Source organism: Polaribacter glomeratus (assembly GCF_002954665.1).
Classification (GTDB): Bacteria; Bacteroidota; Bacteroidia; order Flavobacteriales; family Flavobacteriaceae; genus Polaribacter; species Polaribacter glomeratus.
On record NZ_MSCM01000002.1, the window covers coordinates 1119718 to 1142364 of the forward strand.

A 22647-nucleotide genomic window follows, 5' to 3' on the forward strand; every position below is an offset into this window, starting at 1 on the left:
ACATATTGGTCCGATTGCAAAATTAGATAAAATTCAGTTTTCGGAAGGACTGCCAAAAACGAGATCAGGAAAAATTATGCGTCGTATTTTACGTAAAATTGCGTGCAATGAAATGGATAATTTAGGAGATACAAGCACCCTTTTAAATCCGGAAGTAGTACAAAGCATTATTGAGAATCGTTTGTAAGCCAAAAAATAATTTCTTGTTAAAATATTAATATTTTCAGATACTAGAATTTTATACCATCCTAAAAATAGTTTTACAAAATAATTTTGAAATAATTTTTTCGGGTTTTTTTAAATATTTTTATCTAAATGAGCTGAGTTCGTTATCTAATATTTATTTTGATATTTTATTTGTTTCTAAGAAAACTACTATTTATTAAGTCTTTACATAATAAAGCTATTTCAATAGCAAATTAGTTCTTATTTATACTCAGTAAAACATCATAATTTTGTGAATTAAAATCTGTTCTAGTAGGTGTCTTATTAAGTTTTTTTAACTTAACAATAGCACAAAATATAAAACTCTTGTGTATCTACATTATGTTGGTTGTTCCTTTTTTTTTGCGATTTTCCGTCATAAAAATCACTTATTAAATAACCTAGCAATCTTTCTCTTTAATAATCTTTATTTAGTAACATTTATCTTTTGATTTACTCTTAAAAGCTATTAAATTAAAAGGTTCACTTAGACAATTTCTGATACTATTACCAAATAACTGCTTTAAAGTTGTATACCTTAAAACCTTTAGATTTTTCTTAACAAAAAAACATCTTTTTTTATCCATCTTTGTAAATATTCAAATCTATTTAGGTTTGATGTGGTCATGCATGATTAATTGATTATTTTTATAAATAATTATGAATGATTTAAACTCTTAAGATGAAGATATACCCAATAGAAACTGGCAATTTTAAATTAGATGGAGGCGCTATGTTTGGTGTTGTGCCAAAGTCAATTTGGCAAAAAACAAATCCTGCAGATTCGAATAATTTGATAGAAATGACGATGCGCTGCTTGCTTATTGAGGATGGTAATCGGTTAATTTTAGTAGATACAGGTTTGGGCGAAAAGCAATCTGATAAATTCTTTAGTTTTTATTATTTGTTTGGTGGTTTTTCTTTGGATGTTTCACTTATCAAACTTGGTTTTCATAGAGATGATATTACAGATGTTTTTTTAACACATTTGCATTTTGATCATTGCGGAGGGGTTATCCAAAGAGATAAAAATGATATGCTTATTCCTGCATTTAAAAATGCAAAAGTTTGGTCTAATGATAACCATTGGAAATGGGCAACAGAACCAAATCCTAGAGAAAAAGCATCCTTTTTAAAAGAAAATATAAATCCTATAAAAGAAAACGGACAGTTAAACTTTATCCATAGAAACGCTAAAGATCAAGTTGGTTTTGATGTTTTGTTTATGGATGGGCACACCGAAAAACAAATGTTGCCAAAAATAGAATATCAAGATAAAACTTTGGTTTTTATGGCAGACTTGTTACCAACAATAGGTCATATTCCGTTGCCTTATGTTATGGGATACGATACAAGGCCTTTGCTTACAATCAACGAAAAAGCAGCTTTTTTAAAAGAAGCTGCAGACAACAATTATTACCTGTTTTTAGAGCATGATGCGCATAACGAAATTTGCACGGTAAAACATACAGAAAAAGGAGTACGATTAAACGAAACACATAAATTTACTGATATATTTAATTAATTAAAATGAAAAATACGAAACAATTTTTATATACTGCGTTGGCAGTTTTAGTATTTACAGGTTGTAAATCTATTGCAAATATTTCTGTTCCAACAGGATCTACAATCGCTATTTCTGCAGCCGCAAAACAAATGCCTTTAACAGATGATGAAAGTCAAAATTGGCAGCATTTAGATTTGTTAAAAGACTCGATTCCGGGCATGAGTGTAGAGAAAGCATACGTTTTTTTAACAGGAAAAAAAGGACAACAAATTATTGTTGGTGTTATTGATTCTGGAACAGATTTAACACACGAGGATTTAAGCGATAATGCTTGGATTAATCCAAAAGAAATTGCGGGAAACGGAATTGATGATGATAAAAATGGTTTTATTGACGACATCAACGGATGGAATTTTTTGGGATCAATCTATAAAGAAAATTCTGAGTTGAGTCGTATTATTGCAAATCCGTCAATCGTAGATGCAGCAACAGCAGAAAGAGCAAAAGCTGCTTTTGATATCAAGGTTAAGGAAGCAGAAATGAATAAAGAAAGATATGGCCAGATGTTAGCTGCGGTTTCAAACGCAGATAAAACCATAAAAACACATTTAAATAAAAACGAATATACTAAAGAGGATGTTTTAGCAATTACATCAACAGAAGAGACCATTGCGCAAAGTGTTGCAGTTGCTGGCCAGATGTATAGTTTTGGATTAAGTTCTTTGCAACAAGCTATTGATGAACTTACAGGTCTTGTAGAAACTGCAGATGGTGTGTTAAGTGCTACTGCAGCCCAAAATAATTACAGAATTGCTTTAGGTGATGATGAAAACACCATGCAAATTACTATATATGGTGATAATAAAGTAGGTAATTCAATAAAAAAGGAAGCACATGGATCTCATGTTTCTGGAATTATTGGAGCTGTTAGAAACAATGAAAAAGGTATGAACGGCGTTGCAAATAATGTAAAAATTATGGCAGTAAGAGCGGTTCCAGACGGCGATGAATATGATAAAGATGTTGCTTTAGCAATTCGTTATGCAGTTGATAATGGCGCAAAAGTTTTAAACACTAGTTTTGGTAAAGGATATTCGCCTAAGAAAGAATGGGTTTGGGATGCTATAAAATATGCAGCTTCTAAAGATGTTTTAATTGTAAACGCAGCAGGAAATGATGGTGAAAATATTGACGAAGAACTAACGTACCCAAATGATTCTAAAGATTTAAAAACTGAAATTTCAGATAATGTGATCACAATTGGTGCAATGAGCGAATATTACAACGAAAATTTACCAGCTAATTTTTCTAATTACGGTAAAATAAATGTGGATGTTTTTGCACCAGGAGTTCAAATTTATTCTACAACTCCAGAAAATGAGTATCAGAAGTTTAGCGGAACTTCAATGGCAGCTCCTTCAACTGCTGGTGTTGCAGCATTAGTGCGTTCTTATTATCCAAAATTAACAGCAAGTCAAGTAAAACATATATTAATGAATTCTGGAACATTAATTACTTTTGATGTTATTAAGCCAGGTTCACAAAGTAGAGAAAACCCTACTGGAGATTTAGTTCCTTTTACAGAGTTATCAGTTTCTGGTAGAGTTGTAAATGCATACAATGCCTTATTAATGGCAGACAAAATGGTAAATGGTAAGTAATCAACTAAAAAAACAATCTTATATGAAATTTTTTTTATCAATAATTTTTTCTTTTGTGGTATTTGTTTCTTGTAGCGAGACCAAAAAAGTAACCTACATGCAAAATGATTCAACAGTAATACCTACGTATTGGCAACAGCATGTAGATTACACGATGGATATTGACATGGATGTAAATAAGTATCAATACAAAGGAAAACAAAAGTTAGTCTACACAAATAATTCACCAGATGAATTAACTAAAGTTTTTTATCATTTGTATTTTAATGCCTTTCAGCCAGGTTCTCAAATGGACGTTCGCTCTTTAAATATTGCAGACCCAGATGGCAGAGTTAAAGATAGAATTAGCAAATTAAAGCCAAATGAAATTGGATATATAAAAGTTAATACATTACAACAAAACGGTACAGCAGTTACTTTTGAAACTGTAGGTACCATTTTAGAAGTTACTTTAAATAAACCAATAAAATCTGGCGAAAGGGTAACTTTTAACATGGATTTTGATGCACAAGTTCCTGTTCAAATTCGTAGATCTGGTAGAAACAGCAGCGAAGGCATAGCACTTTCTATGGCGCAATGGTATCCTAAAATGGCAGAATATGATTTTCAAGGATGGCAAACGCCACCTTACATTGCAAGAGAATTTCAAGGAGTTTGGGGTAATTTTGATGTAACACTTCATATTGATAAAAGTTTCGTGGTTGGTGGAACAGGATATTTACAAAATCCGCAAGAAATTGGTCAAGGTTATGAAGATAAAAGCAAAGAATTAAAATTGCCAAAAGGCGATAAATTAACGTGGCATTTTAAAGCACCTAGAGTTCACGATTTTATGTGGGCAGCAGACCCAGCTTATATTCATGACATTTTTAAAATGGATAACGGTATTGATTTACACTTCTATTACAAGAAAACGTTAGATGAAAAATATTTAGAATACTGGAAAGAGTTGCAGCCAAAAACTGCTGAATTAATGAAATATTACAGCGAACATGTTGGGCAATATCCATACAAGCAATATTCGGTAATGCAAGGTGGCGATGGTGGTATGGAGTATGCAATGTCTACTTTAATTACAGGTCAAAGAAGTTATGGTAGTTTATTTGGCGTAACGGCTCATGAAATGGCGCACACATGGTTTCAGTTTTTATTGGCATCCAACGAAAGTTTACATCCTTGGATGGATGAAGGTTTTACTTCTTACATTTCAAACAAAGCAGCAAATGAAATTTTAAAAGAAGGTAAAGAAAACCCACACGAAGGGTCTTACAGAGGCTATAAAAATATTGTTGCAAAAGGCTATGAAGAGTCATTAGCTACTCATGCAGACAGATATGATACAAATTGGGCATATAGCACAGCGAGTTATTCTAAAGGAAACATTTTCTTATCGCAACTAGAATATGTTATTGGTAAAGAAAATGTTGCCAAAGGAATCAAAAAGTATTTTATTGATTTTAGTTTTAAACATCCAACGCCAAATGATATAAAACGGAGTATGGAAAAGGTTTCTGGTATTGATTTAGGTTGGTATTTAAACGAATGGACACAAACTACACATACCATAGATTATGGAATTAAATCGGTTGAAGGAAGTGAAATTACACTAGAAAGAATTGGGCAAATGCCAATGCCAATTGATGTAGAAGTTACCTACACAGATGATACAAAACAAAGTTATAACATTCCTTTAGAAATGATGAGAGGTAGCAAACCAACAACGGCTACGCTTCTTAAAGATTGGGGTTGGGCATATCCAACATATTCATTTAAAGCTGCAAAAACAGTTAAATCGGTAGCTATTGATACTTCTAAATTAATGGCAGATGTAAACGATGGTAACAATATTTTTGAAGTGAAATAAAAACAAATTTTAAATAATATTCAGCCTTTCAAATTTTAAATTTGAAAGGCTTTTTTTATTGAATAAATTCATTAATTCTTTCATTTGGGATAAATCCTTTTAAGATTAAAAACACACCACAAACCATTAAAATTACTCCCATAATTCTTTTTACTCTGAAGGTTAAGTTTGGTGTCATTTTATCTTTTAGTTGTTTTGCCAAGAATATTTTACCTAAATCAGTAACAAAATAGGCTAAAATAATTACTGCAAAATAACTAAAGATGGCTTGTTGATCCATATGTAAAGCAGGCCCAACGAGTAAAACGGTTCCTAGCCAAAAAGCCAAAACTCCAATATTTATAAAGTTTAAAAAGTATCCTTTTAAAAATAATTTTAAGTAGTTATTTTTAACACTAGGAACTACAATGTCTTTTGTGGTGGCTAAACTTTCTTTTTTACTCTGTTTATCTAGATACGTAATAACTCCGTAAATAATCATCACCAAACCACCAATAAAAAATAATCTTGGATCGTCTTTAATTTTCTCTAACAAAGATCTGCTTCCATAATAGGCAATTAAGATAAAAGAGATGTCACCTAAAATTACACCTAAATCGAACGTAATGGCAGCTTTAGCGCCTTTTAAAATACTAGTTTGTATGAGCATAAAAAAAACTGGGCCAATCATAAAAGCCATGAAAAACCCAATAAGAATAGCATTTTTAAAATCGTAAATATCCATTGCCTAAAAATACTATTTTTTAATTGAAGGATAAAAAGAAAGGATGGAAAAACCATCCTTTTTAACAAATTCTATTTTATAAACGCTATTAAACCTTAGTTTAAATAAGGTTTAATTAAATAATTATAAGTTTTTAAACATCATCAAAATCAATTGTTATTTTTGATGTTGTTGGGTACGCCTGGCAGGTTAGAATTAATCCTTCTTCAACTTCACTATCCGTTAAAATAGAATTTTTAACCATTACTGCTTTTCCTTCTGTAACTTTAGCCAAACAAGAACTACAAACACCACCTTGACAAGAGTAAGGCGCATCTAAATCATTACGCAAACTTGCCGCTAAAATGTTGTCTGTTTGTTGCATTGTAAAAGTAGTTTCTTCATCATCTAAAAGAACTTTAATTTCTGTGGTTCCTTCTTTAATTGCAGATGCAGCACCTTCATCTACAGAAACTGTAAACAATTCGAAATGAATGTTTTCCTTAGCAATTTTGTTGTTTTTTAATGCTTTAGAAACTTCTTGAATCATTTTTTCTGGGCCGCATAAAAATGCAGCATCAAAAGTAGTTTCTTTGTACATGTTTTTTACAAAATAGTTGGTCACGTTTCCGTCAATTCTGCCTCTTAAATCATTTTTCACATCCTCTCTACTAAAGATATAATGCAATTTAAATCTGCCAGAAAAAGATTCTTTTAGCGCGTTTAATTGCGTGTAAAAAATAGTATCGGCAACAGTTTTGTTACCATAAACCAACGTAAAGTTTGATGTTGGTTCACTTTCTAAAACGGCTGTTACCATCGATAAAATTGGCGTAATTCCAGAGCCAGCAGCAAAAGCGATATAGTTTTTGTTAGCTTCTGGATTTAATAAAAATCGTCCTTCGGGAATCGAAATTTCAATTTCATCACCAACTTTAAAATGAGAAGTTGCGTAGACAGAAAACACTCCTTTTTCAACTGCTTTTATAGCGACTCTAATTTCACCACTTTTTGGAGTTGAACAAATAGAATATGCGCGTCTAATTTCTTCGCCTCTAATTTCTTGTTGTATTGTTATATATTGCCCCGCAGTAAAATTAAATTCTGATTTTAAATGTGGAGGTATGTTAAACAAAACAGAAACCGCACCTGCGGTTTCTTGTTTTACTTCTTGTATGCTTACTTTGTAAAATGTTGCCATTAAAAAATGTTTTACACCAAATTATTTTCTATTAAATATTCGGCTATTTGAACTGTGTTGGTTGCTGCTCCTTTACGAAGGTTATCAGCAACAATCCACAAATTTAAGGTATTTTCTTGAGATTCGTCCCTTCTAATTCTACCAACAAAAACTTCGTCCTTATCATGCGCATTTATTGGCATCGGATAAATATTGTTTGCCAAATCATCTTGCACAATAATTCCCGGAGTTTCGCTTAAAATTTTACGAACTTCTGTAATGTCAAAATCATTTAAAAACTGAACATTTACAGCTTCAGAATGTCCGCCAGCAGTAGGGATTCTAACCGCAGTTGCAGTAACTGAAAAAGAATCGTCACGTAAAATCTTCTTTGGTTCTTTTACCAATTTCATTTCCTCTTTTGTGTATCCGTTTTCTAAAAAAACATCACAATGCGGAATTGCATTTCGTCCTATTTTATAATGATATGCCATTTCGCCATCAATACCAGCCTCTTCATTCTCTAATTGTTGAACCGCTTTTACACCCGTTCCAGAAACAGATTGGTAGGTAGAAATTACCACACGTTTCATTTTATATTTAGCATGTAACGGCGCTAAAGCCATTACTAACTGAATTGTAGAACAATTAGGATTTGCAATAATTTTGTCATCCGCAGTTAACACATCACCATTAATTTCTGGAACAACCAGTTTTTTAGTAGGATCCATTCTCCAAGCCGATGAATTATCAATAACCGTTGTACCAACTTCCGCAAATTTAGGTGCCCATTCTAAAGAGGTATCACCACCCGCAGAAAATAAAGCAATATCTGGCTTCATTTTTACAGCGTCTTCTAAAGTTACAATGGTATAGTCTTTACCTTTATAAGATAATTTTTTACCAGCAGATCTTTCAGATGCAACAGGTATTAATTCTGTTATCGGTAAATTACGTTCTTCTAATACTTTTAACATTACTGTGCCTACCATTCCGGTTGCACCAACTACAGCTATTTTCATTATAAATGTATTTAAAGTGCAAAGATGCTAAAAAAAGAACCGAAATAAATTACTTAAGATGTTATAAATAAGTCAAAGTTTAAAATTTCAGCAATTTTTTTTTTGATGTTTAGAATTAAACTTTTTTGAAGCTATTTCCTGCTTTCCGCACTCGCTTTTTTTGCTGAAAAAGCAAAAAAGAGCTCAAACAAATGCTCCAATCAGGGCTAGACTTGTTTGCTAGCTTTTCGTCTTTGCTAGTAATTATCAGAAAAATCTATTAAATCTGTGTCAAAAAAAACTAACTTTGTAATCAATAAATCAAATCGTTAAACCTAAAAAGTATAGCATGCAACTGTACAATAAGTTAAGCGCCATAGAACGCGCTGCATTAATTGATGAAGCTGGCAAAGACCGCATCACCATTTCTTTTTATCAATATTACAAGATAGAAAATCCAAAATTATTTAGAAACAAGTTGTTCTTAGAATGGAATCCATTAGATGTTTTGGGTAGAATTTATGTTTCTTATGAAGGCATCAATGCGCAGCTTTCTGTACCATCAGAAAATTTTTATGCGTTAAAAAATCAACTTGATACCATTTCTTTTCTAAAAGATATTCGATTAAATGTAGCGATAGAGCACAATAATAAGTCGTTTTTAAAACTTAAAGTAAAAGTTAGAGACAAAATTGTTGCTGATGGTTTACAAGACGAAACTTTTGATGTTACCAATAAAGGCGTTCATTTAAACGCCAAGGAGTTTAATGACATGTTAGCAAATCCGGATACTATTTGTGTAGATATGCGCAACCATTATGAAAGCGAAATTGGTCATTTTGAAGGCGCTATTACTCCGGATGTAGATACTTTTAGAGATTCTTTAGATACTATTGAAGAAGATTTGAAAGATAATAAAGAGGATAAAAATTTATTGATGTATTGTACTGGTGGCATTCGTTGCGAAAAAGCATCTGCGTATTACAAACACAAAGGTTTTAAAAATGTTTTTCAATTAGAAGGCGGCATTATAGAATACACGCGTCAAGTAAACGAAGAAGGTGTCGAAAATAAATTTATTGGTAAAAACTTTGTTTTTGATCACAGAAGAGCAGAAAAAATTACAGACGATGTACTCTCTAATTGTCATCAATGTGGCAAAGCATGCGATACGCATACCAATTGTGCAAACGAAGGCTGTCATTTATTGTTTATTCAATGTGATGCATGTTCAGAAAAAATGGAAAACACTTGTTCTACAGATTGCCAAGAAGTAATTCAATTGTCTTTTGAAGAACAAAAAGAATTAAGAAAAGGTAAAGGAAACAGCAATCAAATCTTTAAAAAAGGGAGAAGTGAAGTTTTGAAGTTTAAGCAATAGCACATTTATTTACTACTTAAAGACCTCAGTTTAGAGGTTTTTTTTTGTGAAAAAATTAAATTTTGCCTCTCAATAAGATTTCATATATTTACTGATTAGACTTTATGAGATTGTGTTTTTCTATCAATCTGATAATCAATTATAAATCCAAATAGTAGTTCGTTTTTTGGTGCAAGTTTCTAGTGATGTATTACTAGTAACTATTAATCAAAACCAACAACTAATAATATATAAGTACATGGCATGTGGAAGTTGTGGTACAACAGAAAATGGAGTACCAAAAGGTTGCAAGAGTAATGGAAATTGTGGTACAGGAACTTGTGGAAGTGGTAGTGAAAAACTAGCTGTTTTTGACTGGCTTTCTAACATGACCTTACCAAGTGGAGAAGAACGTTTTAATATTTATGAAGTCCGTTTTAAAAACGGGAGAAAACATTTCTTTAAAAATACAGAGAATTTAACCATTTCTATGGGCGATGTTGTTGCCGTAGAAAGTTCTCCAGGACATGATGTTGGTACCGTTTCTTTAGGCGGTGAATTGGTGAAAGTGCAAATGAAAAAGCGCAATATTACCGAAGATCATGAAGATGTTAAGAAAATTTACAGAAAAGCGTCTCAAAAAGACATCGATATTTGGCAAGCATCCAGAGATAAAGAAGAAGAAACACAAAGAAGAGGAAGAGAGATTCTTGGAAGATTAGGTTTGCAAATGAAACTTTCTGATGTAGAATATCAAGGAGATGGTAACAAAGCTACTTTTTATTATACGGCAGAAACAAGAGTCGATTTTAGACAATTAATTAGAGATTTGGCAAGTGCATTTTCTATTCGTGTAGAAATGAAACAAGTTGGCGCAAGACAAGAAGCTGCAAGATTAGGTGGTATTGGTTCTTGTGGTAGAGAATTATGTTGTTCTACTTGGTTAACAGACTTTAGAAAAGTATCAACTTCTGCGGCACGTTACCAACAATTATCTTTAAATCCTTTAAAATTAGCGGGTCAATGTGGTAAGCTTAAATGCTGTTTAAACTTTGAGTTGGATAGTTATTTAGATGCTTTAAAATCATTTCCAAAACAAGAACTGGTTTTAAAAACCGAAAAAGGAGAAGCTATTTTTATTAAGATGGATATCTTTAAAAAGCATCTTTGGTATACTTATAAAGAAGAACGTTTTAAATGGTTTAGATTAACATTAGACCAGGTTCAGGAAATTATAGAATTAAATAAAAAGAACGAAAAATCTATTTCTTTAGAAGAGTACGAGTCTGAAATAGAAATTCCTAAAGCAGTAAGTTTTGAGGATGCAGTTGGGCAAGATAGTTTAACACGTTTTGATGTTCCTAAATCTAGCAAACGCAGAAAAAATAACAGGAATAAAAAGCCAGTTGCTGCTGTGGCAAACGCTCCAAGAGAAAACACAAACAAGCCTTCGCAAAACAGAAAACCAAATCCGAATAGAAAGCCAAGACCAGTTTCTTCGGATGCAAATGCTACCCAAGATGTGGTTAAAAAGAAACCACAGAAAAGAAAACCTAGACCTGTTGCAGAGGATGCAAATACATCAAAAGATATTGTACAAAAGAGGCCTCAGCCTAGAAAGCCAAGACCTGCTGCAAAACCAAAAGGTGAAGTAAAATCAAAAACGGAAGTACATCCAAAAGTTGCAGACCCGTCAAAACAGTCAAATCAACCAAAAGTAGAAGGTACTAGTCCAAATAAACCAAGAAAAAACAATAGAAATAGAAAAAATAATAAACCTAAAAATGGAGAGAATTCCCAAGAAAAATAGAGGTTTTGGGTTCTTAATCCTATTTCTTTTCCTTGTTTCTTGTAATGATAAAATTGAGTTTACCCAATACAAATCAGTATCAAGTTCTTCTTGGCAAGCCAATAAAAACATTTCTTTTGAGTTTGATGTTGTAGACACAATTTTACCAAAAGATTTGTTTATTAATATTAGAAATACAAATGCATATCCTTTTAGTAATTTGTATGTAATTACAGAGTTAAATTTTCCTAACGGCAATAAAATTGTAGATACCTTACAATATGAAATGACCGATGAAACGGGTGCATTTTTAGGAAAAGGGTTTGCAGAAATTAAAGAGAATAAATTATATTACAAAGAGCAGAAAGTTTTTCCTAAATCAGGAAAGTATTTGCTAAACATACGTCATGCAATGCGTAAAAACGGAGCGGTAAATGTAATTCCGTTTTTAGAGGGTGTGCAAGATGTTGGTTTAAGTATCGAAAAAATAAAATGAGATGAGTAAAAAAGAAAAAACAAGTTTTAAAAAGTATGTACTATGGTTCTGGGGCATTACCCTTGGCGGATTCACAATTATTATATTTACTTTTTTGTTTGCATCTTGGGGCTTTTTAGGAACGTTACCAACGTTTAAAGACTTAGAAAACCCAGAATCAAACCTTGCAACAGAAGTAATTTCTGCAGATGGCGTAACCATTGGTAAATATGCAAAAGAAAACCGAACTCCCATAAAGTTTAATGAGTTACCAGATAACTTAGTAAATGCACTAATTGCTACAGAAGACGAACGTTTTTATGAGCATTCTGGAATCGATTTTAGGGGTTTAACTAGGGCTGTTTTAAAACCAGGAAGTGGCGGTGCAAGTACAATAACGCAGCAGCTAGCAAGAATGTTATTTACCGGCGAAAAATCTAGAAATAAAGTTAAAAGAGTATTGCAAAAAGTAAAAGAATGGGTCGTTGCAACAAAGTTAGAAAAACAATATACAAAGCAAGAAATTATTGCCATGTATTTAAATAAATACGATTTTTTAAATCAAGCAGTTGGTATTCGTTCTGCAGCAAGAATTTATTTTGGTAAAGAGCCAATAGACCTAGAATTAAACGAGTCTGCCATGTTAATTGGGATGTTAAAAAATTCATCCTATTTTAATCCTTTACGAAGAGCAGAACTAGTAAAACAACGAAGAAATGTTGTTTTACTACAGTTGTCTAAAAATGATTTTATCACGGAAGACAAAAAAGTTGAATTACAAAAATTACCACTAAATATAAACTACACTCCAGAAAGACATGATGTTGGTTTGGCAACTTATTTTAGAGCGCATTTACAAAAAATGATGCGAACTTGGGTGCAAGAAAATCCGAAGCCAAATGGTGAGCAATATGATATTTTTAGTGATGGATTAAAAATCTATGTAACTATAGATTCAAGAATGCAAAAATATGCCGAAGAGGCTGTAAGTGAGCATATGGCTAATTTACAAAAGTATTTTTTTGTTGAACAAAAAAGAAACAAGACAGCGCCTTTTTACGATTTAGATACTGATGAAATTGAAAGAAGTTACGAAAGAGCAAAGAAAAGTTCAGAAAGATATAGACGTTTAAGAGCAGCAGGAGTTTCATCTAAAGAAATTGATAAAATTTTTAAGACAAAAACAGAAATGAGTGTGTTTTCTTGGAAAGGAGATAAAGACACTATTATGTCTCCTATGGATTCGATTAAATACTATAAATTCTTTTTACGTTCTGGATTATTATCCATAGAACCACAAAGCGGTCATATAAAAGCGTGGGTTGGTGGTATTGATAATAAACATTTTAAATATGATGCCGTTGCTCAGCAAAAAAGACAAGTAGGTTCTACATTTAAACCATTTGTATACGCAACAGCAATTAATCAATTAAGGTTATCTCCTTGTGATGAATTACCAAATACGCCATATACAATTCCGAAAGGAAAATATGGAGTTTCTAAAGATTGGATGCCAGAAAATTCTGACGGAAAATATGGAGGAATGATTACTTTAAAGGATGCATTGGCTACTTCTGTGAATGTGATTTCTGCAAATTTAATAGACAAAGTAACACCAGAAAATGTGGTTCGTTTGGCAAAAGCAGCAGGCATTGAAACAGAGATTCCTGCAAATCCATCATTAGCATTAGGTGCTGTAGAATTATCATTATTAGAAATGGTAAGTGCTTACAGTACATTTGCAAATAAAGGTTTACGCGTTAGACCAATGATTATTACAAGAATTGAGGACAAAAACGGAACGGTTTTAAAAGATTTTACACCACAAACGCAAGAGGTTTTAAGTGAAGAATCGGCCTATGTAATTTTAGACTTATTAAAAGGGGTAACAGAATCTGGTTCTGGTATTAGATTGCGTTCAACTTGGTCATCTGGTGGTGATGCAGTTACAGGTTTTCCTTATTTATTTACAAATCCTATTGCTGGTAAAACAGGGACAACACAAAATCAATCCGACGGTTGGTTTATGGGAATTGTACCCAATTTAACAACAGGTGTTTGGACAGGTGGTGAAGATAGAGCAGTGCATTTTGCAGGTATATCAAAAGGTCAGGGTGCAACGATGGCGTTGCCTACTTGGGCTTTGTTTATGAGAAAATGTTATGCAGATAAAACGCTAAACATCAGTAAAGAAGATTTTGTAAAACCAGAAGATTTAACCATTAATTTAGATTGTAGAGGTAAAACAGAACAAGAAAAAAACACAAATACTGGCGGTGATACAGATTTTTAATCGAGTTTAAATTTGTTTTAGTAATTCAGTATTTCATCAATCAATCAATCAATCAATCAATCACAAAAAATTAAAACATGATAAACAAAAAAGTAACGAATGTTCAAGAAGCTTTAGTAGGCGTAAAAAACGGAATGACTTTTATGTTAGGTGGTTTTGGTTTATGCGGTATTCCTGAAAACGCAATTTCTGAATTGGTAAAATTAGATATTAGAGAGGTTACTTGTATTTCTAATAATGCTGGTGTAGACGACTTTGGTTTGGGGTTATTGCTGCAAAATAAGCAAATTAAAAAAATGATTTCTTCGTATGTGGGCGAAAATGATGAGTTTGAGCGTCAAATGTTGTCAGGAGAATTAGAAGTAGAATTAACGCCGCAAGGTACTTTAGCAGAAAAATGTAGAGCTGCACAAGCAGGGTTTCCAGCATTTTACACGCCTGCAGGCTACGGAACAGAAGTGGCAGAAGGCAAAGAAACAAGAGATTTTGACGGAAAAATGTATGTGTTAGAACCCGCGTTTAAAGCAGATTTTGCTTTTGTAAAAGCTTGGAAAGGTGATGCTGCAGGAAATTTGGTTTTTAAAGGAACTTCTAGAAATTTTAACCCTAATATGTGTGGTGCAGCTACCATTACTGTGGCAGAAGTAGAAGAATTAGTGCCTGTTGGTGAGTTAGATCCTAACAATGTTCATGTGCCAGGAATATTTGTACAGCGCATTTTTCAAGGAAAAGAGTACGAAAAGAGAATAGAACAACGAACTGTAAGACAAAAACAATAGTTATGGCTTTAGATAAAAACGGTATTGCAAAACGAATTGCACAAGAAGTTCAAGATGGTTTTTACGTGAATTTAGGAATCGGAATACCGACTTTGGTTGCTAATTATGTTAGAAATGATATAGAGGTAGAGTTTCAATCAGAAAATGGTGTTCTTGGAATGGGCCCTTTCCCGTTTGAAGGTGAAGAAGATGCAGATATTATTAATGCAGGGAAGCAAACGATAACCACAATGCCTGGTGCTAGTTTTTTTGATTCTTCAATGAGTTTTGCGATGATTCGTGGTAAACACGTTCATTTAACAATTCTTGGTGCAATGGAAGTTTCAGAAAATGGCGATATTGCCAACTGGAAAATTCCCGGAAAAATGGTAAAGGGTATGGGCGGTGCAATGGATTTAGTGGCATCCGCAGAAAATATTATTGTTGCAATGATGCACACAAATAAAGCAGGAGAATCTAAAATTTTAAAACGATGTTCATTGCCTTTAACAGGTGTTGGTTGCGTAACAAAAGTGGTTACTAATTTAGCAGTTTTAGAAGTTAAAAATAACGCTTTTCATTTGTTAGAAAGAGCGCCAGGAGTTTCTGTAGAAGAAATTCAAAATGCTACAGAAGGTACTTTAATCGTTGAAGGAGAAATTCCGGAAATGGATGTTTAACGTCTTTAGGTATAGCTCTGTCTGTTTGGGCGGAGTCGAGAACTAAAAATCAATAGTAAAAATAAGTTTTCTCCCTTTTGGAAAAATGTAAAGATGAACTAAATGAAAATAATATCCTACAATGTAAACGGAATTAGAGCCGCCTTAAAAAAGGGCTTTTTAGATTGGTTACAAGCTGCAAACCCAGATATAATTTGCTTACAAGAAACAAAAGCACACAAAGAACAACTAGACTTATCTGAATTTGAAAATGCAGGATATCCTTACCATTATTGGTTTTCTGCCCAAAAAAAAGGATATTCTTCTGTAGCTATTTTTTGTAAAGAAAAACCAAATCATGTTGAATACGGAACAGGAATGGAATCGATGGATTTTGAGGGTAGAAATTTACGTGTAGATTTTTCTGCCACCGCAGATAGCGATGCTGTTTCTGTTATGAGTTTGTATTTACCGTCTGGAACAAACGATGAAAGGCTCGATTTTAAATTCAATTATATGAATGAATTTCAAGAATACATTCATAATTTAAAACAAGAAATTCCGAATTTAGTTATCTGTGGAGATTATAATATCTGCCACGAAGAAATTGACATTCACAATCCAAAAATGAAGGGAGTTTCTGGATTTTTACCCGAAGAAAGAACTTGGATGGGTACTTTTATTAATAACGGATTTATAGATAGTTTTAGGTATGTAAATCCGGAGGCACAAGAATATTCTTGGTGGAGTTATAGAGCCAACTCTAGAGCCAATAACAAAGGTTGGCGTTTAGATTACGCCATGGTATCCAAACCTTTAAAGGATAAAATTTCAAGAGCTTATATTTTATCCGAAGCCAAACATTCAGACCATTGCCCCATAGCATTAGAACTAGATCTATAATTTATGAACAAGTTTATATTTTTACTCCTTTTTAGCCTTTCTATCTTTTCTCAAAAACCAAAAGGAACAATTCTTGAGCCAATTAGAGATACTTTATGGCCTATTAAATCGAAAAATACTAAAACGATTAGCACGCCAAAAGTTATTGAGTCAGACTTATTTTCTAGCGAAGATTTAATTGAGATGGATAGTTTATTGATTGATGAAAAATTTAATTCGGCTCTCGTTGATAGTTTAGAATACGTTATCGATGATAAGGATATTGTAGCTAGTGCTGCACCAACCTTAACAACCGATTTATTAAAACAACGTTTATTATTATTAAATGAAAAAACACCTTTTAATTTAGCATACAATCCTGGGTTAGAAAAGGTAATTAATAGTTATTTATCTTCTAGAAGAAAATATTTTCCGCAGTTATTGGCGAGAGCAAAATATTACTTTCCCATTTTTGAGCAATATTTAGATGAGTATGATATTCCTTTAGAAATGAAGTATTTAGCTATTATAGAATCGGCATTGCACCCTGAGATAAAATCGAGATCGGGCGCGGCTGGTCTCTGGCAATTTATGTACGGAACAGGAAAACAGTTCGATTTAAACGTTACATCTTATGTAGATGAACGCCAAGATCCTGTAAAATCTACCATAGCAGCTTGCAAATATTTAAGTCAGTTGTATAAAATATTTGGTGATTGGGATTTGGCTTTGGCCGCTTACAATTCTGGACCAGGAAACGTATCTAAAGCAATACAACGATCTGGCGGAAATAAAAATTATTGGAATATTAGACCTTATTTGCCCAAGGAAACGGCAAGTTATGTTCCTGCTTTTTATGCCACGATGTATATTTTTGAGTATGCAGAAGAACATAATATTCATTCAGAACTTCCGCAGTTTTATAGTTTTGAAACAGACACAATTCGTGTTAAAAAAACTATTGGCTTTGACCATATTAGAGAAATACTAAATGTTGAAGAAAATGTAATTTCATTTCTAAATCCTGTTTATAAACTAGACATTATACCTTTTATAAAAGACCATAATTATGCAGTTCGATTGCCTAAAGCTAAAATTATCGAATTTTTAGAAAAAGAAGAAGAGATTTATGCATTAGCAGCAGCAGATGAAGCCTCTAGGGATAAACCGATGCTTAAGTATTCTGAAATGGGCAAGAGCACCAGATATCGCGTAAGAAATGGTGATTTTCTAGGTAAGATTGCTGATAAGTTTGGAGTAAGAGTTAGCGATTTAAAACGATGGAATACTTTAAAAACCAGTAATTTAAAAATAGGACAACGACTTACTATATTTTCAAAACAAGGTGTTTCATCTCAGGCAGAAACATCTAGTAAAAAAGGATCATCAGCAACAGAAAAAGGAAGCTATGATGTGTACACCGTTAAAAAAGGAGACTCACTTTGGACGATCTCTAAAAAATTTAAAAATGTTTCTATCAATGAAATTAAAAAGTGGAACAATATTTGGAGTGCTAAGAGTTTAAAACCTGGAACCAAACTAAAAATCTATAAAAGCTAAACTCATGAAAAAAATACTTTCTATTCTAGTACTCACAATTTTATTATCGGCTTGCGTTGGTAATGATAAGTTTATATTAAAAGAGTCTATTGGTAAATTAAACAAAGTAATGGTGGTTGCTAAAATCAGCGACTGGACCGGCGATGTGGGTAAAGAAGTTCGTAATTCTTTTGGTGAATTAATGGTTGGCTTGCCGCAGCCAGAACCTATTTTAGATATTTCTCAAGTTGCACCTGGTGGTTTTAGTACCATGATGAAAGCAAGTAGAAATATTTTAATTATTTCGGAAAGTGATAACGAAGGTTTTTCTATAAAAAATAACGTGTATGCACAACCACAAACTATAGTTTATGTGCAGGCAAAAGATGATCAAAGTATTATAAAACTTTTACAAAAACATAAAAATGAAATTAAAAGTGTTTTTTTAGAAGCGGATATAAAATTTACACAAAGTATTTTCGAAAAAGATAAGCAAGACAATACCCATTATAAAACCCTTCAAAAATTAGGTATTTCTTTAACCATACCTACAAAGTTTAATACGGTCGATGATACAGGAGAATTTTTGTGGCTAAGAAATCATTTAACAAGCGGAATTGCAAAAACCGGAAGTAATAATATTTTAGTATATTCAATTCCTTTGGGTGATGAAACTAAAGTGGCAGACAATATTGTGGCAGTTAGAGATAGTATTGGCGAAAAATACATTCCTGGTACAGATGCAGAAACACAGCACATGATTACCGAAGAAGCTTACACACCTTTTACTTTTGATGCTACGATTGATGGAAAAAAAGCCTATGAAACTCGTGGAAAATGGGAAGTGAAAAACGATTTTATGGCAGGGCCATTTTTAAATTATACCATTATTGATAAAAAAAATAACAGATTAATTATTTTCGAAGGATTTACGTATGCACCTTCTGTTAATAAAAGAGCTTTTATTTTTGAGTTAGAAGCAATTGCAAAATCGATGAAGATTCAATAGTTTAATTTAAACTAAAAATAGATAAAGTCTAAAACGATAAGTTTTAGACTTTTTTTTTGTAACAAGCTTAAAGTCAAAAACGTATTTCATATATTTGAGAATCAACCAAAAACAATTATATCATGGAAATGAATTTTTACATCTTTTTTTTAGCGGCCTTAGTGCCGTTAGTAATCGGTTTTGTCTGGTACGGTCCTTTATTTGGGAATGCTTGGATGAAAGAATTAGGTTTTACTAAAGAATCTTTAGCAGGTCAAAATAGGGTGCTAACTTTAACTTTAAGTTATGTATTTAGTTTGTTTATAGCAATGTTTTTATTGCCAGCAACGATTCATCAAATGGGTGTGTATTCTAGTTTAGCAGGAGAACCTGGTTTTGCAGAAAGTACAGGAGAAGCATTTACTTATTTTCAAGATTTCTTGTTAAATTACGGTGATCGTTTTAGAACCTTTAAACATGGAGCGCTTCATGGAATATTATCTGGGTTATTTTTAGCGTTACCAGTAATTGCAATCATAGCAATGTTTGAGAGAAAGAGCTTAAAATATATAGCGATTAATGCTGGATATTGGATTGTAACGCTAGCTATTATGGGCGGTTTAGTCTGTCAATTCGGAATGTAATCTTATATTTTAAAATAAAAAAATGCCGCTTTTGGCGGCATTTTTTTTATGAATTTATTCATTTTTTAATACCCAATTTTAGCTCTCACTCTTTTTAGAACATCATTTGCTACAAGTGTCGCTTTGGTTGCACCGATTTTAAGTGCATCATCAATTTCATTTTTGTTTTCCATAAAATGAGTATAACGTTCTCTAATGGTTGCAAATTTCTCTACAATTAATTCATAGAGTGCTTGTTTTGCATGACCGTACCCATAATTACCCCCTTTGTAATTTGCTCTCATTACAGCAATTTGCGCATCCGAAGCTAATAATTTATAAAGTGCAAAAACATTATCTGTATCAGGGTTTTTAGGTTCTTCTAAAGGAGTGCTATCCGTTTTAATTCCCATTATTTGTTTTCTTAGTTTTTTATCCGCTAAAAAAATATTAATAATGTTATCTCTAGATTTACTCATTTTTCCACCATCCGTTCCAGGAACTAATTCTGTGTGCTCTTGTATTTTTGCATCAGGAGCAACTAAGGTTTCGCCAACAATATGATTAAACCGGTTTGCTACATCTCGCGCCATTTCTAAATGTTGTAATTGGTCTTTACCAACAGGCACAATTTCTGCATCATACAACAAAATATCGGCTGCCATTAACATTGGGTAAGAGAATAAACCAGAATTTACATCTTCTAATCGATCTGCTTTGTCTTTAAAACTATGCGCTAATGTTAACCGTTGATACGGGAAAAAGCAGCTTAAATACCACGATAATTCGGTTACCTGAGGAATATCACTTTGTCTATAAAAAACAGTTTTATTGATATCTAAACCACAAGCTAACCACGTTGCAGCAGTGCTATAAGTATTTTCTCTTAATTGCTTTCCGTCTTTAATTTGAGTTAAAGAATGCATATCAGCAATAAATAAAAAAGCTTCGTTTTTAGGGTCGTTTGCCATCTCTATTGCCGGTAAAATAGCACCTAATAAGTTCCCTAAATGTGGTGTTCCTGTACTTTGTACTCCAGTTAAAATTCTAGACATTAAATTGTATATTTTTAGATCTATGTACGCAAGAGATAAATACTTAAAAGCTCTGCGAGTGTAAAAATAAGGTTTTGTTTAAGAAAATCAATAAACAAAAGAATATTACTATTTTTGCAGCTTACTTTAAATAAAGTTTAACCTTTAATTGTTTTTGTGAAGTACCTAAAATTACCTTTTCTTTTTATCTGGCGAATATGGTTTTACGTTTTAATACTAGGAACCCTAATTTTATTATCTCCGTTTTTATTTATACTGTCTGCTAAAGAAGAATATTATCCTACTTTTTGGAAGTTGATTAGAGTTTGGGCAAAATTTTTATTACTTGCAATGGGTTTTAGATTGCAAGTACAAAATGATCAAGATACAGATATTCACAAAAGTTATATGTTTTGCCCTAATCATGCTTCATTAATGGACGCTTTTGTGTTAATTGCTTTAAGTAAAAACCCAATTGTTTTTGTAGGAAAGCATGAGTTAGTTAAAATACCTGTTTTTGGGTTTTTCTACAAAAGAATTGTTATTTTAGTAGATAGAAACAATCCTGAAAGCAGAAAGAAAGTGTACGAATCTGCTAAAAAAAGATTGCAAAACGGTATAAGCATGGCTATTTTTCCTGAGGGATTAGTGCCCACAGAAAATATTGTTTTAGCACCTTTTAAAAATGGAGCTTTTAGTTTGGCTATAGAGTTTAATATGCCAATTGTACCGCAGATTTACTACGATTGTAAACGCTTGTTTTCTTGGGATTTTTTTAAAGGAAGTCCGGGTGTTTTTAGAATCCATCAACATGCGTTTATAGAAACTAAAGACCTAGAAATGGATGCTATGCAAAACTTGAAAGAGCAGGTTTTTAAGATGATGGAAGATGATTTATTGAGTGATGAAAAATATATGAACGATACAAATAGACCCAACAATGAGCGAGAATTTAAATCACCGTTATAGTGTAATTGAAGAAAAATGGAATGTAATTACGCATGCTTTTGGATTGGTTTTAGGCGTCATTGCTTTTCCGTTTTTACTACTTAAATCTTTTGAATTTGATGGTTTTTGGAATCCAGCAAGTTTTATTATTTATGGTTTAAGTTTAATCATTTTGTATGCAGCCTCTACTTTTTATCACGCAGCAAAAAATCCTAAGAAAAGAAGAAGACTAAATATCTTTGACCATTCTGCAATTTACATACTTATTGCTGGCACTTATTCTCCTTTTTGTTTGGTAGGTTTAGATTCTAATTTGGGTTGGTATATGTTTCTGTTTGTTTGGTTTTTTGCAGTAACAGGCGTTATTTTAAAACTCTTTTTTACCGGTAGATTTGATAAAATTTCTACTGCAATGTATTTGTTAATGGGTTGGCAGGTGTTGTTTTTTATAAAACCACTAATGAATAATTTAACTACAGAAGGCTTTCAGTTCTTAATTGCGGGCGGTGTATTTTACTCAATAGGTGCTGTTTTGTATTCTGTTAAAAAGATGCCTTTTAATCATGTTATTTTTCACGTTTTTGTCTTGTTGGGAAGTCTTAGTCATTTTATAGCGATTTATAATCTTTAGAAATTACCAATTTTTAAAAGGATTTTTACTTAAACTAGAATTGTAATATTTTGCAGTTCCTGTAACCTCTTTGCCCAACCAAGAAGGTTTTTTAAATTCTTCGTTTTCAGAATTTAACTCAATTTCTGCAACAATTAAACCTTGGTTATCACTATAAAACTCATCAACTTCAAAAATATGGTGTTCGCTTTTTATATAAAACCGTGTTTTATCAATAATTGAAGGTTCGCACAATAAAAGTAGTTGTTCGGCTTCTAAAATATTAATTTCTTTTTCCCACTCAAAACGTGTTGTACCTGCTGTATTCGATTTTCCTTTAATTGTTATAAAACCTTTATCATCTGCAATTCGAACTCGTACGGTTCTACTTTTATCAGAATTTAAATAGCCTTGTTTTACCAATTTTTTCTGATAAGATGCTGTTTTAAAATCTGTGTTTTTTACTAAAAATTTTCTTTCAATTTCTAAACTCATATAAATGGATGCATTTTTGTACTAATGTACTTGTTTTTATCGTTATTGAACTATAATTAAATATCTTTGATTTT

The 22647-nt window shown here is 32.3% G+C and carries 21 protein-coding genes; 16 read left to right on the forward strand and 5 right to left on the reverse strand.

What is annotated here, in order from left to right; all coding sequences use genetic code 11:
* From BTO16_RS14960 to BTO16_RS14975, 4 genes are all read left to right on the forward strand, one after another.
* The coding region (locus BTO16_RS14960; protein WP_146105377.1) for a hypothetical protein at nucleotides 1-187 on the forward strand (187 nt) is incomplete at its 5' end.
* 699 nt (nucleotides 188-886) lie between these two features.
* Complete coding sequence (locus BTO16_RS14965) at nucleotides 887-1729, forward strand: MBL fold metallo-hydrolase (RefSeq protein WP_105022452.1); 843 nt, start codon at nucleotides 887-889, stop codon at nucleotides 1727-1729.
* Between the two features lie 5 nt (nucleotides 1730-1734).
* Nucleotides 1735-3372: a S8 family peptidase gene (locus BTO16_RS14970; RefSeq protein ID WP_105022453.1), complete on the forward strand. Its 1638-nt coding sequence runs from the start codon at nucleotides 1735-1737 to the stop codon at nucleotides 3370-3372.
* A gap of 22 nt (nucleotides 3373-3394) precedes the next feature.
* Nucleotides 3395-5236 (forward strand): M1 family metallopeptidase, encoded by a 1842-nt coding sequence (locus BTO16_RS14975; protein WP_105022937.1) that lies wholly within the window; start codon nucleotides 3395-3397, stop codon nucleotides 5234-5236.
* Between the two features lie 55 nt (nucleotides 5237-5291).
* On the opposite strand, the gene BTO16_RS14980 is transcribed toward BTO16_RS14975, so the two are convergent.
* From BTO16_RS14980 to BTO16_RS14990, 3 genes are all read right to left on the reverse strand, one after another.
* Nucleotides 5292-5960: a LysE family translocator gene (locus BTO16_RS14980; RefSeq protein ID WP_105022454.1), complete on the reverse strand. Its 669-nt coding sequence runs from the start codon at nucleotides 5958-5960 to the stop codon at nucleotides 5292-5294.
* A 133-nt stretch (nucleotides 5961-6093) separates the two neighbouring features.
* Nucleotides 6094-7140: a ferredoxin--NADP reductase gene (locus BTO16_RS14985; protein WP_105022455.1), complete on the reverse strand. Its 1047-nt coding sequence runs from the start codon at nucleotides 7138-7140 to the stop codon at nucleotides 6094-6096.
* Nucleotides 7141-7151: 11 nt separating this feature from the next.
* Nucleotides 7152-8141, reverse strand: coding sequence for an aspartate-semialdehyde dehydrogenase (locus BTO16_RS14990; protein ID WP_105022456.1), 990 nt, complete (start codon nucleotides 8139-8141; stop codon nucleotides 7152-7154).
* 328 nt (nucleotides 8142-8469) lie between these two features.
* Between BTO16_RS14990 and trhO the strand changes: the two genes are divergently transcribed.
* The 10 genes from trhO to BTO16_RS15040 all read left to right on the forward strand — a co-directional run bounded on the left by trhO (nucleotide 8470) and on the right by BTO16_RS15040 (nucleotide 19507).
* On the forward strand, nucleotides 8470-9501 hold the full coding sequence (trhO, locus tag BTO16_RS14995; RefSeq protein ID WP_105022457.1) for an oxygen-dependent tRNA uridine(34) hydroxylase TrhO: 1032 nt from the start codon (nucleotides 8470-8472) through the stop codon (nucleotides 9499-9501).
* A 238-nt stretch (nucleotides 9502-9739) separates the two neighbouring features.
* Entirely contained in the window at nucleotides 9740-11290 is a 1551-nt protein-coding gene (locus BTO16_RS15000) for a PSP1 domain-containing protein (RefSeq protein WP_105022458.1), read from the forward strand.
* Entirely contained in the window at nucleotides 11265-11765 is a 501-nt protein-coding gene (locus BTO16_RS15005) for a gliding motility lipoprotein GldH (RefSeq protein ID WP_105022459.1), read from the forward strand. Before BTO16_RS15000 ends, BTO16_RS15005 begins: the two co-directional genes overlap by 26 nt.
* Before the next feature lies 1 nt (nucleotide 11766).
* The gene (locus BTO16_RS15010) at nucleotides 11767-14037 is read left to right on the forward strand and encodes a penicillin-binding protein 1A (RefSeq protein ID WP_105022460.1); all 2271 of its coding nucleotides are present in this window, start codon (nucleotides 11767-11769) and stop codon (nucleotides 14035-14037) included.
* 77 nt (nucleotides 14038-14114) lie between these two features.
* On the forward strand, nucleotides 14115-14816 hold the full coding sequence (locus tag BTO16_RS15015; protein WP_105022461.1) for a CoA transferase subunit A: 702 nt from the start codon (nucleotides 14115-14117) through the stop codon (nucleotides 14814-14816).
* A gap of 2 nt (nucleotides 14817-14818) precedes the next feature.
* Nucleotides 14819-15475 carry a 3-oxoacid CoA-transferase subunit B gene (locus BTO16_RS15020; protein ID WP_105022462.1) on the forward strand — a complete coding sequence of 219 codons (657 nt, stop codon included), beginning with the start codon at nucleotides 14819-14821 and terminating at the stop codon, nucleotides 15473-15475.
* A gap of 102 nt (nucleotides 15476-15577) precedes the next feature.
* Nucleotides 15578-16357, forward strand: coding sequence for an exodeoxyribonuclease III (locus BTO16_RS15025; RefSeq protein ID WP_105022463.1), 780 nt, complete (start codon nucleotides 15578-15580; stop codon nucleotides 16355-16357).
* A 3-nt stretch (nucleotides 16358-16360) separates the two neighbouring features.
* A complete protein-coding gene (locus BTO16_RS15030; protein ID WP_105022464.1) occupies nucleotides 16361-17896 on the forward strand; it encodes a lytic transglycosylase domain-containing protein in 1536 nt (511 codons plus the stop codon).
* 4 nt (nucleotides 17897-17900) lie between these two features.
* On the forward strand, nucleotides 17901-18884 hold the full coding sequence (locus BTO16_RS15035) for a DUF4837 family protein (RefSeq protein WP_105022465.1): 984 nt from the start codon (nucleotides 17901-17903) through the stop codon (nucleotides 18882-18884).
* 122 nt (nucleotides 18885-19006) lie between these two features.
* Nucleotides 19007-19507, forward strand: coding sequence for a DUF1761 domain-containing protein (locus BTO16_RS15040; protein WP_105022466.1), 501 nt, complete (start codon nucleotides 19007-19009; stop codon nucleotides 19505-19507).
* A 65-nt stretch (nucleotides 19508-19572) separates the two neighbouring features.
* On the opposite strand, the gene trpS is transcribed toward BTO16_RS15040, so the two are convergent.
* Nucleotides 19573-20541 (reverse strand): tryptophan--tRNA ligase, encoded by a 969-nt coding sequence (gene trpS / locus BTO16_RS15045; protein ID WP_105022467.1) that lies wholly within the window; start codon nucleotides 20539-20541, stop codon nucleotides 19573-19575.
* Between the two features lie 156 nt (nucleotides 20542-20697).
* On the opposite strand from trpS, the gene BTO16_RS15050 reads away from it, so the two are divergent.
* Both BTO16_RS15050 and trhA read left to right on the forward strand, forming a co-directional pair.
* Entirely contained in the window at nucleotides 20698-21489 is a 792-nt protein-coding gene (locus BTO16_RS15050) for a lysophospholipid acyltransferase family protein (protein WP_105022468.1), read from the forward strand.
* A complete protein-coding gene (gene trhA / locus BTO16_RS15055) occupies nucleotides 21461-22099 on the forward strand; it encodes a PAQR family membrane homeostasis protein TrhA (protein ID WP_105022469.1) in 639 nt (212 codons plus the stop codon). The genes BTO16_RS15050 and trhA overlap by 29 nt, the downstream gene beginning before the upstream one ends.
* Before the next feature lie 3 nt (nucleotides 22100-22102).
* Here the strand turns inward: trhA and BTO16_RS15060 are convergent, their stop codons facing one another.
* Nucleotides 22103-22573 (reverse strand): CYTH domain-containing protein, encoded by a 471-nt coding sequence (locus tag BTO16_RS15060; RefSeq protein ID WP_105022470.1) that lies wholly within the window; start codon nucleotides 22571-22573, stop codon nucleotides 22103-22105.
* Nucleotides 22574-22647 lie beyond the last annotated feature (74 nt).